Source organism: Dyadobacter sp. CY323, assembly GCF_021390245.1.
Classification (GTDB): domain Bacteria; phylum Bacteroidota; class Bacteroidia; order Cytophagales; family Spirosomataceae; genus Dyadobacter.
Genome location: NZ_JAJUXH010000002.1, coordinates 185,267 through 199,949 on the forward strand (window position 1 = coordinate 185,267; position 14,683 = coordinate 199,949).

Below are 14,683 nucleotides of genomic sequence, written 5' to 3' on the forward strand. Positions count from 1 at the left end.
GATTTTTTAATGAACAGATACCAGTTGAACATCGGAACCAGGCGTCAAACGGAGCATATTGCTGGTCACCACGGTATCACCGGGAGCCAAACCTTTGATCACATGCACTGAAAACGCATTTCTCTGGCCCACTTCAATGGATTTGAAACTTGCTTTATGATTGTTGACAACATACACGCTGTACCCTTTCGAAGATGGGATCAATGCCTGATTTGGCACCATTAGCGCATTACCGGTATTGGATAAACGCAAGGTAAGTCTGGCACTTTGTCCGGGCAGCAGCTCGCGGTTACTGTTGTTGCTCACCGCTCTCATCAGCAGTGTACGTGTTTGCTGGTCCAGACCTGCATCGTGCGCGATGATTTTGGCTTTATAGGCTTTTTCATCTGATTCTACGTGATATTCGATCTCGTCACCGGTTTTCAATGTGTTCGCATGCTTTTCAGGAATCGCGAAGTCGATTTTCAGCTTGCTGTTGTCGGTAAGCTGCGCGAGCGGGCTGCCGGGAGTTACATATGCTCCGGTATGCACGTTCACGATTCCCAAATGTCCGCTGAATGGCGCGCGAATGCTGGTTTTTGAAATGGCAACTTTAAGCTGATCGATTTTGGCTTGAAGGACTTTCAGATTTGTAAATGCTTCGTCATAGTCTTGTTGTTTTGCCGCTTCGTTGTCTATCAGTTCTTTAAATCGTTTTTCGTTCAGGATAACCAATTTCTCCTGCTGTTTCAATTGCTCCATTTCAGCGATCAGATCTGAATCGTCGAGCTTGAAAAGCAGCGTTCCGGCGGTGACGAATTTTCCTTCTTTGGCCAGAACGGAAACCACTTTACGGTTCAGCTCACTGGTAATACTGACGTCCTGATAAGCCAGCAACGTCCCGGAAACAGTCATTTCATCATTCAGCGATTCGGAGCGCAGTACTTGACCGTCGACCGGAACGCCGGTCGACGGGACGCCGGGCGCCGGGACGCCCGATGGTTTCGAGACTTCAACGGCGGCTTTCTTCGGAACACCGTCTTCGGATGTGTATCCTTTTATGAATACGGATAAGAGTATCACGCCTGTAATGATCAGGCCTGACACGATTTTGGCAGAGTGAATTGTTTTGTCCATGAGTATTTATTTAAATATTTAAATGTGTCGATTTGTTTGATTAGACTCGGCAAGTTTTGAAAACTTGCCAGGTCTGGCGTAGGCCTATGTAACCGTTGGTTTATTTATTAATATATTGAAATGTATCAATATATTCGGGTAAAAAATTTTAAACTTTCAGCGTATTCAGGAATTGTACATATTCGTCCAATACACTTTCGTTCAGTTTATATTTCACATTTCTACCTTCTTTATCCACCACGATCAGGTCGGCATCTGATAGTTGTTTTACGTGATGTGAAATAGAGGGTTGTGTTAGGTCGATGAAGTCGGAGATTTCGTGACAGTACAAACAGTTTTCTTTTTCCTTCAACTGCTGTAAAATAGCAATGCGGCTTGGATCACTCAATGCTTTCGATATCCGCTCCACTTTCCGAACCTCCATGACCGATATATAGATAAATTTGAATATATTAATATTGTACCGTGCGGACATTACATTTCCGAAGAAAGAATAATTCCCGAAGTTGAATTTTTTTTAGGTTAATCTCAAAAACTTCCCTCAACTACACCCGATCCAAAATAAAATTTCCGTCAATGCCGAGCTTTTGGTGGATGGCTTTGAGAAAAGGGACGTCGGGTTCACGTTTCCCGTTCAGTATCTGGGAAATCTTTGCCTGCCCCATCCCAAACATCTCGGCTAATTTGCCCTGCGTAATGTTGAGCTCATTGATTTTTTGCTGTACGATCACATTAATCGTAACCGTCAATGGCATCACATTGAGAACATTATCCTCATAATCTTCTGCCAGTAATGTCAACTTATGTAGTTCCTCCGATTCATTTTCACTCAGCCCATGAAAGCCCCCCAACTCTGTTGCTTTTTGAATGTAATTTTCAATCAGCTTCATCAACTGTTTGTATTGTCCATCATTCCTAATCTTATCAAGCATAACGTTGTGTTTAAATTTTCGAACAATTGATCTTGTCATATTCCAGATGCGTACCCACAAACCTGATGTAAACAGTCCTCTACTGAAATGGATCATCGCTACCAGGCGGTGATAATTTCCTTTTATGTTAAATACAAATCTGTCATTTCCTACCGCATCGACGGAGTTGAATGAATCTTTAACATTAGCGAACATTCCGCAACTACTGTTTCTGGTGAGTTGATACCAGTGATTTAATGGATCAGCCGCGTCAGGATGTAACTTAACAAAATCGGATAGTGTGGATTTAGCAATAATAACCATTAACAAATTTATCATTTTTCATTTTTAAAAAATATTTCAAAAAATGAAAAATAGCTGGATTGTGTAAGTGCCTCTCAGGCACAGTTATTTTATACCCGCATTACACTTCATCAACAACCTGAAATCATGGACATTTACCAATTCGCAACCGTGTATTTAGACCATAGTCACAGCGATTATGACCCGGCTGCACCGGACGAAACGCCACCTTACGATCCACGCCCGGAGGTACCTTCCCGAGATATTCCGGAAGAAACCCCGCCTTTTGAACGAGATCCGGAAACCCCACCGGTGGAACCTACTCCCGAAATGCCGCCGATAGAACCCGTTGTTCCGGAAGTGGAACCATTACGTGATCCGGGCGGTGAACCCGATATTCCCGCCTTTAATTGAAATCATCTTGTCAGGAATCCATATCTGCCGCTTTCACCTCGGGAAATTTTGCGAGGTGCAGGTAATTTTCCTGGTCGAAGCAAACAAAAATCACCGATTCGACGAGCTCATTTTGGGAAAGGAATTGCGTCACTGTTTCCACAGCTATTTGCGCAGCTTCTGGTTTGGGATAGCCGTAAACTCCCGTGCTGATATTTGGGAACGCAATGGTTTTGCAACCATTCCTGACCGCTAATCCGAGGGAATTACGATAACAATCAGCCAGTTTTTCGGCCTCGTCTTTCGTACCGCCATACCATACTGGCCCAACCGTGTGGATGACGAATTTGGCTGGCATTTGGCCGGCTGTTGTGATCACCGCCTCACCCGTTCTACAACCTCCTATTTTTCTGCATTCTCTCAATATTTCTGGCCCGCCTGCCCGGTGAATTGCCCCATCCACACCGCCGCCTCCCATTAGTGACGAATTTGCAGCATTTACAATTGCATCAACCTGCAACTGCGTGATATCTCCTTTAATAAGTTTGATCCGGTCCATTTCATGTGTTTATTTTCTCAAACACTGAAAATACCATTCCTGAACAAATGAGTTCGTCTGTAAAGGTTCGATAGCACACCGGCTCAATCGCTACAACACATCATGGAATCTTCGATAGCATAAATTCTAGAAGTACGAATAATTACTATATTGAATCGCTTTTCATCCTCTTCTCTATGAAATATATTTTACTCTTGTTGTTAACCGTATTCAGTGTATCAGCCTTTGCGCAAACATACCGCGCGCTGTCGGGTAAAATTGAAGCTGAGAGCTATGACGCCATTCATGGCGCGGGAACGGAAACCTCCGAAGACATGGGAGGTGGCATGGATGTGGGCTGGATGAACGATAGCAGTTGGGTCGATTATCAGGTCAATGCGCCCACAGCAGGATTTTATACTTTCAAAATCAGGATTGCGAACGGTTTCAGCGACCAGGCTACTCTGCAAATCAATTCATCCGATGGAACGGTACTTGCGCAAAAAGTGCTTCCCCGAACCGGTGGAATGCAGGGCTGGACCACGGTAACGATGTTCGCGGCATTACCTGCCGGAAATCAGACACTACGTTTTTACGCCGAAAAAGGTGTGTTTTCATTCAACTGGTTTGAGGCAACGCCAGCATCGGTGACTTTGCCGGGCAAGATCGAAGCCGAGAATTTTGATGTGGCCAGTCATGTCAGAAATGAATCCACATCCGACCTGGAAGGCGGCATGCATGTGACGGATATTGACGATCAGGATTGGCTGGATTACAATGTAAACATCTCTTCTTCTAACACTTACACATTCTTTTTCCGGGTTTCGAATGCCTGGGGCAACGGAAATATTGAAATTATTGACAACTATGGCCCGGCAATCGCCAATGTACGTATCCCGAGGACCGGCGGCTGGCAAAATTTCGTGACGGTAAGCGCTACTGCAACCTTATCGGCAGGAAGTCATATCCTCCGCATTCATGCGCCGCAGGGTGCATTCAACTTAAATTGGTTTCACGTTTCAGCTTCTCCGTTGCAATTCGCGAAAAATCTTCCGGGAAAGATTGAAAGTGAGGATTTTCACGCAATCAGCGGCATTGAAATAGAAACGACCGGTGATACCGGCAGCGGTTTGAATATAGGCAGTCTCGATAGTGGGGACTGGATGGACTACCAGGTGAATGTGCCGTATTCCGGAAGTTACAATTTTGGATTTCGTGTCGCCTCTGCAAATGGTACGGGCAATCTGCAGGTGAAAAATGCTGCCGGAGCTGTTTTGGGACAAATAAATGTTCCGTGGACCGGCGGCTGGCAGACTTATAATACCATTGAAACAACAATCAATCTGACGGCAGGCCAGCAGGTTTTAAGACTGTATACAAATCAGGGCGGATTCAATTTCAACTGGTTAGAGGCGACACTTGGCGGGACACCGGTGCCGAACAAAATTGAGGCAGAAAATTTCGATCTCGCCAGCAATGTGACTACTGAAAATACGCAGGATGTGGGCGGCGGAATGCATGTCGGCTCCATCAACGACAACGATTGGCTCGACTACAACATCATCGTTCCCGAAACAGGTACTTATTCCTTTTATTTCCGGGTTGCGAACAGCTGGGGGAACGGCGTCATTGAGATTAAAGACGGCATTGCCGGGCCTGTGATCGGGCAGGTGAGTGTTCCTAAAACCAGCGGCTGGCAAACTTTCGCGACCGTGAGCACAACCGCGAGTTTATCAGCAGGAAATCACACCATCCGCCTCATTGCCCCACAAGGTGAATTCAACCTAAATTGGATCGAGATTGCAGGTGAAGTTCCGCTTTTGACCAAAACATTACCCGGAAAAATAGAGGCTGAGAATTTTGACGGAACGACTTCGGTGAATCTGGAAACGACCGGCGATGCAGATGGTGCATTAAATATTGGTAGTATTGACGACGGGGACTGGCTGGACTATCATGTCAACGTGCAGGCTGCGGGGACTTATACCTTCCACTTTCGTGTCGCGACGGCAAATGGGGGCGGAAATCTGCAGATCAGAAACAGTGCGGGCAGCATTTTAGGACAAATAGAAATTCCCTGGACCGGCGGTTGGCAGACTTATCAAACGATCAGTACCGTGGCGTCGCTACCTGCCGGAAATCAGCTGATCCGACTTCATGTGAATCGTGGAGGTTTTAATTTCAACTGGTTTGAGGCACAACCGGGTAATAACCTCCCGAAACCCGCACCCGTCATTTCGTTTGGCGCATTCGTATCAAAAACCGTTTCCGATGCTCCTTTTGACCTCATAGCCACCAGTACCAATAACGAAACGGAGATCAAATTTGCTTCTTCCAACAATGCGGTCGTTTCGGTAGCGAAAGTGGGCGGCAGCTGGAAAGCAACTATTACGGGCATTGGGACTGCATCCATTACTGCTTCACAAATTGCCACTACCTCATTTTCGAACGTGGAAGTTTCGCAGACATTGGTTGTCGATTCATCGTCTCCCTCCGGCGCCGCCAAAATTGCGATCGACGGGAAACGCTGGTACCAGCTGACCAACGCTGCATTTACATTAGAGGCGCTTTTCGACGGGGTTACACAGGTAAATCTCCATACCGGCTGGGGGAAGATATTGAATGAATACGAGGCATATTATCCTTTGCTTGAAGGAGAGGAAATGAGCATTGAAAGTATCAAATTCTTTGATTTGGAAGGTTCCACCCCGGATAATCCATTCACACTCTCGGTGATTACGGATCAGTGGGAACGCATTCAGATTGCCTCATTTAAAGGATATGAGTACAATGGCTGGGTCGGCCCAAATCCGGATAACAATGCAACCGGCAATGCAAAATTCAAACTGCCCACGGCCGTTGGAAACATCCGATACCTGGTATTAAATATCAAAGGAATCAATCCGACTGAAATAGAACTGTATGGTTCCTATACCCCGCCGACACAAACGGCTGCCCCCGTGCCGCACAAATCGGTCAAACTGGGCGATACTTTCGGCGTAAATGGATATGAATGGAATTTTGAACTTGGTATTGATCCGGGCAAGATCCATGAACCGATGATGGAAATGGCCAAAAGTTTCAGCGGTTTCAGACATTATATGGACTGGCAAAAGCTGGAACATATGGAAGGATCATATTCTTTCAATCCGACGATAGCCGGCGGCTGGAATTACGATGTGATTTATGAACGCTGCAAAGCCGAAAACATCGAAGTCCTGGCCTGCCTGAAAACGTTACCAGACTGGATGCTGGACACTTATCCGCCGTCTGAGAAGGATAGTGAGAATGTCCCCGTTCGTTTTGGAAAAGATTTCAGCGACCCGCTTTCTTACATTGAACAGGCCAGAGTAGGTTTTCAATATGCAGCACGTTATGGCAGCAATGCAATGGTCGACCCTGCATTGGTGAGTACGCACAATACTCCTCGCTGGAACCATGATACGCCGAACGAGGTAAAAATCGGCCTGAACCTGGTCAAATACATGGAATGTGATAATGAGCGTGATAAATGGTGGAAAGGACGAAAAGGCTACCAGACTGCGCGGGAATATGCGGCGAATTTATCTGCATTTTATGACGGACATAAAAATACAATGGGTGCAGGTGTCGGGATCAAAAATGCAGATCCGAATATGAACGTCGTGATCGCTGGATTGGTAACAGGCCCGGATTATGTAAAAGGAATGGTGGACTGGTGCAAAGAATTTCGTGGCTACCACGCGGATGGCACCGTAAACTTGTGCTGGGATATCGTCAATTTCCACTTGTACATTGATAATGGATCCATGACCCAAAGCGGAACGTCGGGCCGGGGCTCGTATCCCGAAATACCGGCGGCGCGGAAGGTAATGGACGATTTTGTAAAAACATCGCATGAAGTATCGAATGGTATGCCGGTATGGCTTTCCGAAACAGGGTATGATGTCAATCAGGGAAGTCCGCTGAAAGCAATCCCGATTGGTAACAAATCGGAACTGCACACGCAGGCCGACTGGATTTTGAGAACTTCACTGGTATCTGCGCGTGCAGGTATCGAGAAAGTTTTCTACTACCAGATGTACGACGACAATGCAAGTGCAGGCATGTTCGGAACGACCGGCTTGCTCAACCTGGATAACACCCGCAGGCCCGCCGCTGACTATTTATATCAGGTAAAAAAACAGTTTGGTGAATATTTATACAAAGAAACCTTGCACAATGACCCGATCGTGGATCGCTATGAGCTGAACGGAACATCGCTTTTCGTACTGACTGTGCCCGATGAAATCGGAAGAACAGAAGAATACGAGCTCAATCTCGCTGGAAACGGGGTTGCAAAGGTTTATACGCCACGAATTGGAAGTACTACCATGGCATTGCAGGAACTTCCGATTACGAATGGAAAAGTGAAGGTCATTGCTGGCGAAACGCCGATCTTTGTCATCGGGAGCAACCCGTCGAATGCAAGAACGGCAGCAACAGAAAGTGCCGCCCCCGTTTTGATTACTGAAGATCAGACCAATGTCGCCGTGACTGTGTATCCCAACCCGACAACCGATTTCATCAGCGTGGATTTGTCAAACCAGATCGTTGGTAGTGTGGAGATCAAGGTTTTTGACGCAAGTTCAGGCAGACTTCACTACAAATCTCTGATTAACAAGACAGGTAGTAAGTTTTCGCACAAAGTGAACCTTTCGAATTTACCGGCGAGTTTGTACATTGTTCAGGTGAGCCAGGAGCAGGAGCATTCGTTCAGAAAAGTCGCCAAATTACACTAGATCCGGGCCATTCTGCTGCCGCTGTCGAGCCGCGCGATGTTGAATTTATCCCTGTATTCCTTCGGTGTAACTCCGGTACTTTTTTTGAACAACTGACGAAAGGATTTGAGGTCGTTATACCCGGAATTCAGCATCACTTCGAGCACACTCTGATCGGTTTGGGCTAATAATTTTTTGGCTGCCTCGATCCTGGTTCGCTGCAGATATTCGATCGGAGTAACTCCTATTGCTTGCTTAAATCGACGAACCACATTGCGTCGACTGGCAGGAATATCCTGGATTAATGTCTCAATCGTACTTCCTTCCTGATATTCTTTTTCAATTTTTTGCTGCGCCATATTCACCAATCCATCGCCGTGATTTTGTTTGGGTGCAAACGTTCCGAAATAGGTTTGCTGCTCACGATCCATATCGATCGCGAACATTTTAGCGGTTTTGAGCGTGAGGTCTTTTCCGCAACGCTGCCGGATGAGGTACAACATCAAATGGAAACTGCTCGTCGCGCCGCCACTGGTATAAATCCCCCGGTCATCGGTAACGACGGCATCACTTTTCATGATTACTTCCGGAAAATTGGACGCAAGTGCCTGGGCGGAGTCAATATGTGTCGTCGCTTCTTTTCCATTTAATAATCCGGCTGCTGCGAGTAAAAAGGCTCCGGTACAAAAGCTGGCGATTTCGGCGCCATTCTGGTGTTGTTTCCACAGCCAGGGAATGAACATTTTATTATTTGTAATCGATACTGCCAGATCTCCCGCCCCAAATGCGGGCACAAGAATGAGGTCCATTTGCGGCGACGAGTGAATGGATTTCATCTCATACGATCCATAATAGTTTTCCGGCTGGGGATCCTGGGAAAGCAGGTTAATGTTGAAAAAAGCAGGCTCATTTGCCTTTTCATAAAAATTATTTACGGATTCGAAAACATCCAGAAGAGCGGCAACACTTAATAAACGATGTCTGTTTGTAATTAAAAGACCTAATTGTACCATGTGAACGATGGATTAATTGCAGACGAATTTGGACGAAGCGGCTGCCAATATAGAAATTTTTGTCTCAAATACCCCCATTTGTTCTTTATCATGAAGTGCCATACGGATGCATGGACAAGTATACTAACCTTCCTAAATTCCTGTACTTTGGTAATTCCTATTGTAGCACTCTCAATCAATACAAACTGTGGGCAAAACTAAATTTGAAATCTCCCTGGAATCTGGCATTCACCAGAAATTTCAATCTTTCATTGGTGAATGGGAAGGCGTTACAAAAACCTGGTTCGAGCCCGATGTCGGGGCAGACGAATCGCCTATGAAAGGAATAATCCGGTCTATTCTAGGCGGAAGATTTATCCTGCACGAATACCAGGGAACTCTGAGCGGCTCGCCTTTCGAGGGCTCGGCCACCTACGGTTTCGATCTCGGGAGTAACAAATTTCAAGCTGCCTGGATCGATAGCTTCCACATGAGCACAGGTATTATGCTTTCGGAAGGCCACGAAATCGGAAATGGTTTTTCTGTTCTCGGAAGCTACGGAGGCCCGGACATTCCTGAACCATGGGGCTGGCGGACTACGCTTGAACTTGTCAATCCAAATGAGCTGATCATCACAGCCTACAACATTTCCCCGGAAGGTCAGGAAGATAAAGCGACAGAGACGGTTTATAAAAGGGTTGGGTGATGCATTCAAAGCTGTGACATTTCCCTTTTTATAAAAAACTCTATTTGCTCTTTACTTGGCAATTCAACCAGGTATTTGCTGACAAAAAGCGGCATGTCACTGTCAGCAACCGCATATTCGACTAATGCTCTGTTTTGGTCGGTTACCAGCAGCAATCCAACTGGGGGATTATCACCTTCGAGCATGATCTCCTTTTTGTAATAGTTGATGTACGTTTTCAACTGACCAATATGCTCGTGTTTGACTTCATTGGTCTTCAACTCAACGAGCACGTGACATTTCAGGATCCTGTGGTAAAAAACCAGGTCGATAAAATAGTATTCATCACCGATTGTAATTCTTTTTTGCTTGGCCTCAAAGCAGAAACCATGGCCTAATTCAATTAAAAATGCTTCCAGGTTATCGACTAAGGCTTGTTCCAGCTCATTCTCATAGACAACTTCTCTTGCTTTGAGGCCTAAGAATTCAAATGTAAATGGCGATTTAATGATATCTGTGATCCGCAGCTTTTCCGCTTTCTCGTTCGAGTCGAGTCTGAGTTTTTCCGGATTTATACTCATTCCTGAACGTTCGTAGTATAAAGTAATGATCTGTCTTTTCAACTCGCTAACACTCCAGTTTCCTTTGATGCATTCGGATTCGTAGAAGTATCTTTTGGCTGGTTTCTTTATCGGCAGTAGCAGCGTAAGGTGAGAAAAAGAAAGTTTTGAAATTAATGTCTCCGGATCAACGGCTGCCCAATTCATTTGCTGAGGACTTTCTAAAAGAGTTAAGTTGGAGTCTGATCTCAAATTAGTGTAATTACCAAAACCAAAGTCCTGCAATTGTGCAGACAGTGTCTGCACAATTGCAGGGTAAGAAAGGTGAAACTGTTTGAAAAGTTTTAAATTCCTTGCACCCAGCCCTTTAACATTAATTTTATCTGCAAGATCTTCTAGTAAACGTTCACCATACCTCGCCCGATCCTCCCCATTCTGCTCAAATTCTACAATGTAAAACCCGATCAGCCAATTTCGGATGGTCAGATGTTTGTTAATGGCCTTGATGGCATTTTGCTGAAGAGTGGTGTGGGTTTCCTGAATGACGTTAACGAGGGAGTGGAAGTTGTGATTCATCGATGAAGTTAAAAATGTGAACCAGCAAACTGCATAACCAAATACACAGCTCCAATTCGACTTTTCCAATGGCACGAATTTGTTATCCTTCGGCTGGATGATTGATTCGAGCGATGAAAAGAATATTAAGACTACTATTTGTAATTCTAATTTGTTGGCTGGAAGCATGCAAGCCAGTGCCCGTTTCGCATTGGTTTCCGGTTACACCAAAAGAGCATTACGAAAAAGAATTGCTTAAAAATAAGCTGGAAAAGACGATTGCCGGACAAACCTGGTTCAGAGTCGGTGAAGAAGTTCTGAGCGATTCGGTCTTTTCGGTAGCACCCTACCAGGAGCGTTTTTTCCTCGGTGACTCCATTCCTGCTCAGGCTATCAAACTTAAAATTCCCGAGGGACGCAGACTTATTATTACTCCATTAAGAGAAGATACGCTGTCGAAATTGTTTGTTGAGTTGTATAAAGTCAAAGGAAACGGCAAAACACAACGTCTTGACTACCTGAGTGAAAATGGTCAGTCACTTACTTACGATAACCACGAACAGGACACGCTTTTACTCCGATTACAAACCGGGCTAAACGAAAATCTTGCTGTAACGCTTACTTTGGCCACATTGCCATCACTCGGATTTCCGGTTGCGGGCCACAGCATGTCGGATGTGATCAGTTATTGGGGAATGGAGCGAGACGCCGGAGCACGTTCACACGAGGGAATCGACATCCGTGCAAAACGCGGAACGCCGGTAATTTCGGCCCAAAATGGGTTTGTGACACAAACTGGGACTAATAATCTAGGCGGAAAGGTGGTTTTTGTCTCATCCATGGCCAGCCCCTATTCCATCTACTATGCGCATTTGGATAGTCAGCTCGTATCAATGGGCCAGCGTGTGGTTCAGGGTGACACGCTTGGGCTGGTTGGAAATACAGGTAATGCGATCACGACCTCGCCGCATTTGCATTTCGGGATTTACGCACGCGGTTCGGGGGCAGTAAATCCGTTGCCGTTTATCAATGACCGAAAGGAAAAACTTCCCGGTTTACCAGAGAAATCACGCTGGCTGGGCGACACGGTAACCATTAAAAGAAAGGCAAATCTGTATACATCTGCGCAATTTCAGGACTCGGGGCGCATTGCCGCATTGCCTGCAAACACGTCCGTTCGCATTATTGGTGAAATGGGAAAAGGGTTCCGGGTTCAACTCCGGAACGGTACAAAAGGCTACATCCCCACCGTCCCACTCTCGGAAGTCAAAAAAGATATCTCAGAATTAACAAAAAACCAGTAGCGAGCTAGTCGACTACTGGTTTGACATTCATGGTGAATAAGAATGCAATTTATCGCTTTTCGGCGATCATTTCGAACTCCTGACCTTCAAATTCGACGAAAATACTCAGCTTGTCCGACTTATCGAGATTACCTACTTTTTGGGTTCCGTCATAGATGTCGATGCCGGTACTACCGACGCTTTTCAAATTTAATGCGCCCAGATCCTCCTCAACTTCGTCCTGTCCATCAATTATACCTGAGATCGTGCCGGTAACCACTTCGGCTGAGAATTTTTTGAATTCCAGCTGGACGGTGGCTTTTGTCAACGGAATGTTCTGCCCGTCGATTTCCAGTTTGGTCAACTTGTAGTTACCGGCTACCTGTGCGCTCAGTTCGGGAGAAGGATTTTTGTCCTTATCCTCTTCGCAAGCGAAAAACAAAGTTGTACTAAGTAAGAGAAGAAAAATCTTTTTCATGGCTGCTAGATTTTATTGAGTTAAATGTCTTTTGACACAACAAAGGTAGCAGCAATGATACGCGGCAATCAATCCTATGAAAGTATGATATTTGAAAAATCGTGCTTTTAGAGGATATTATTAAAAGGTTTTATTTAGGAATTTTGCCTCTGTAATTTTCCACTCGAACCTCCCCTACGGATTCATGAACTCGCTTTTCAAAATATTCTTTTTTGTCCCGATCGCCCTGAATGTCTCTGCTCAGAACAGAGATGTAACGGCCATTTTACAAAAAATACAAACCAGCAAACAGGATACGAACCGGGTACTCGCCTACATTGAATACGGAAACTACCTCGAAAATCAGAATCTGGATAGCGCTGCAAATTACTATCTCAAGGCAGAAACGCTGAGTGAAAAGCTGAATTATGCGACCGGAAAATTCAAATTCCGCACCAATTATACTTATATATTAAATCTGCAGGGAAAGTTTGAACAGGCTTTGAAGTTCAATAAAGAAAGTCTGGAGATAGCAAAAGCTATGAAAAACCCGCTGAATGTCGGAAAAAGCCTGGCTAATATCGCAGTCAGCTACACCTATATGGGAAATTTCACGGAGTCTATCAAATACTACCAGCAATCCGCAGATCAGTTGGAAAAACTGGGATTAACAGAGTACCTGCCAAGGCTTTACATCAACATAGGCAGTGCATTTGAACATGCAAACCTTTTTGAAAAATCGCTGGTGTACAAACAAAAGGCATTAAAGCTGGCCCGCCCTTTAAAAGACAGCCTCATGCTTGCCGATATACTGACTAACATCGCGACATGTTACCTCAACCTCAAACGCTACCCGGAGGCGACGGCTCACTTTAATGAAGGACTTGCGGTGGCCAACAAAATCCAATCCGACATTTTCGTCATCCAGGCATACGCAGGTCTGTGCCGCACCAACCGCGCATCGAAAAATTTGGATAAGGCCAGATCTTATGGAGAAATGGGGCTGGCACTGGCAAGAAAATCGGGGAATGTGTTTCTGAAAATGGAATGTTTGAGAGCTTTAATGTACGTGGCGGAAGACAGTAAACAACCGGAACTATCGGCCAGGTACACGAAAGAAGCACTTGACATTGCGGAAGCCAACGATATGACGGATCATTTGGTGGAACTGTACGAAGATTATGCGACGGATCTGGAACGCCAGGGCAAACACAAGGCGGCTTATGAATACTTAATGAAATACGTCATGCTGAATGACTCGATCCAGGGTATTGACGTACAAAAACAATTGCAGGAACTGGACACCAAATACCTGACAGCTCAGAAAGAGAAACAGATATTGACCCTTGAAAAAGACAAGCAAAAACGTAATACACTCATTTACAGCCTCATTGCCGGCATTCTCGGACTAAGTATTATCTCCGTTTTAGTTTACCGGAACATTGCTGCCAGAAAACGCATTGCGGAAAAAGAAATAGTGCAGCTGCAGCAGGAAAAGCAGCTTGTGGCCACAAATTCGATTTTAAAAGGCCAGGAAGAAGAACGCACCCGCGTAGCCCGTGACCTCCACGATGGTCTGGGTGGATTATTATCAGGTATCAAATTAACTTTAAATTCCGTGAAAGGGAATGTAATCCTGCCCGAGGAAAGTGCTATGACTTTTACCCGGGCGATTGGTCAGCTGGACAGCGCGATCAGCGAAATGCGCCGTGTCGCACATAGTATGATGCCCGAAACCCTCGTGCGTTTCGGGTTGGTCGATGCATTGAGTGATTTTTGCGAAGGCATCAGTTCCTCGGGGCAGATCGCCGTGAACATGCAGCATTTTGGTTTCGACAAAAGACTTGATTCATCGGTGGAAATCATCATTTACCGCATTGTTCAGGAGCTTTTGAACAATGTACTTAAATACGCGGAAGCAACTGAGGTGCAGGTACAACTTACCCGTATCGATAACCATGTGAGTGTGACGGTGGAAGATAATGGGAAAGGATTTGATGTGTCAAAACTGGAAACCAATAAAGGGGCGGGAATGCGAAATGTGCAGGCAAGGGTCGATTACCTCAATGGAAAACTGGATATTCAGTCCAAGCCGGATGAGGGGACTTCTGTTCTGATCGAGATTGTTTTATAAAAGCTTAATCTATACTA

General features: G+C 45.4%; 12 protein-coding genes and 1 pseudogene. 5 read left to right on the top strand and 8 right to left on the bottom strand.

Annotated features, from left to right (window positions below):
* Nucleotides 1-6: 6 nt before the first annotated feature.
* The 4 genes and pseudogenes from LZG72_RS04085 to LZG72_RS29315 all read right to left on the bottom strand — a co-directional run.
* The gene (locus tag LZG72_RS04085; RefSeq protein ID WP_233867885.1) at nucleotides 7-1,116 is read right to left on the bottom strand and encodes an efflux RND transporter periplasmic adaptor subunit; all 1,110 of its coding nucleotides are present in this window, start codon (nucleotides 1,114-1,116) and stop codon (nucleotides 7-9) included.
* Between the two features lie 148 nt (nucleotides 1,117-1,264).
* The gene (locus tag LZG72_RS04090; RefSeq protein ID WP_233867887.1) at nucleotides 1,265-1,540 is read right to left on the bottom strand and encodes a helix-turn-helix transcriptional regulator; all 276 of its coding nucleotides are present in this window, start codon (nucleotides 1,538-1,540) and stop codon (nucleotides 1,265-1,267) included.
* A 121-nt stretch (nucleotides 1,541-1,661) separates the two neighbouring features.
* Entirely contained in the window at nucleotides 1,662-2,048 is a 387-nt protein-coding gene (locus tag LZG72_RS04095) for a helix-turn-helix domain-containing protein (protein ID WP_233868871.1), read from the bottom strand.
* Nucleotides 2,049-2,180: 132 nt separating this feature from the next.
* A pseudogene (locus tag LZG72_RS29315) lies at nucleotides 2,181-2,366 on the bottom strand (type II toxin-antitoxin system HigB family toxin); the annotation flags it as partial.
* A gap of 111 nt (nucleotides 2,367-2,477) precedes the next feature.
* On the opposite strand from LZG72_RS29315, the gene LZG72_RS29280 reads away from it, so the two are divergent.
* Nucleotides 2,478-2,744 (top strand): filamentous hemagglutinin, encoded by a 267-nt coding sequence (locus LZG72_RS29280; protein WP_304488634.1) that lies wholly within the window; start codon nucleotides 2,478-2,480, stop codon nucleotides 2,742-2,744.
* Between the two features lie 10 nt (nucleotides 2,745-2,754).
* Here the strand turns inward: LZG72_RS29280 and LZG72_RS04115 are convergent, their stop codons facing one another.
* Nucleotides 2,755-3,282: an O-acetyl-ADP-ribose deacetylase gene (locus LZG72_RS04115; RefSeq protein WP_233867889.1), complete on the bottom strand. Its 528-nt coding sequence runs from the start codon at nucleotides 3,280-3,282 to the stop codon at nucleotides 2,755-2,757.
* A gap of 176 nt (nucleotides 3,283-3,458) precedes the next feature.
* Here LZG72_RS04115 and LZG72_RS04120 point away from each other — a divergent pair, with 176 nt between their 5' ends.
* A complete protein-coding gene (locus LZG72_RS04120) occupies nucleotides 3,459-8,021 on the top strand; it encodes a carbohydrate-binding protein (RefSeq protein WP_233867891.1) in 4,563 nt (1,520 codons plus the stop codon).
* Here LZG72_RS04120 and LZG72_RS04125 read toward each other — a convergent pair.
* Nucleotides 8,018-9,013, bottom strand: coding sequence for a GlxA family transcriptional regulator (locus LZG72_RS04125; protein WP_233867893.1), 996 nt, complete (start codon nucleotides 9,011-9,013; stop codon nucleotides 8,018-8,020). The genes LZG72_RS04120 and LZG72_RS04125 overlap by 4 nt on opposite strands.
* Before the next feature lie 187 nt (nucleotides 9,014-9,200).
* Between LZG72_RS04125 and LZG72_RS04130 the strand changes: the two genes are divergently transcribed.
* Nucleotides 9,201-9,698, top strand: coding sequence for a DUF1579 domain-containing protein (locus tag LZG72_RS04130; RefSeq protein WP_233867896.1), 498 nt, complete (start codon nucleotides 9,201-9,203; stop codon nucleotides 9,696-9,698).
* Between the two features lie 5 nt (nucleotides 9,699-9,703).
* On the opposite strand, the gene LZG72_RS04135 is transcribed toward LZG72_RS04130, so the two are convergent.
* A complete protein-coding gene (locus LZG72_RS04135) occupies nucleotides 9,704-10,813 on the bottom strand; it encodes a YhcG family protein (protein ID WP_233867900.1) in 1,110 nt (369 codons plus the stop codon).
* Between the two features lie 113 nt (nucleotides 10,814-10,926).
* Between LZG72_RS04135 and LZG72_RS04140 the strand changes: the two genes are divergently transcribed.
* Nucleotides 10,927-12,096 (top strand): M23 family metallopeptidase, encoded by a 1,170-nt coding sequence (locus LZG72_RS04140; RefSeq protein WP_233867903.1) that lies wholly within the window; start codon nucleotides 10,927-10,929, stop codon nucleotides 12,094-12,096.
* Nucleotides 12,097-12,145: 49 nt separating this feature from the next.
* Here LZG72_RS04140 and LZG72_RS04145 read toward each other — a convergent pair whose 3' ends face one another.
* Nucleotides 12,146-12,553 (bottom strand): hypothetical protein, encoded by a 408-nt coding sequence (locus tag LZG72_RS04145; RefSeq protein WP_233867905.1) that lies wholly within the window; start codon nucleotides 12,551-12,553, stop codon nucleotides 12,146-12,148.
* 184 nt (nucleotides 12,554-12,737) lie between these two features.
* On the opposite strand from LZG72_RS04145, the gene LZG72_RS04150 reads away from it, so the two are divergent.
* Entirely contained in the window at nucleotides 12,738-14,666 is a 1,929-nt protein-coding gene (locus tag LZG72_RS04150) for a sensor histidine kinase (RefSeq protein WP_233867907.1), read from the top strand.
* Nucleotides 14,667-14,683 lie beyond the last annotated feature (17 nt).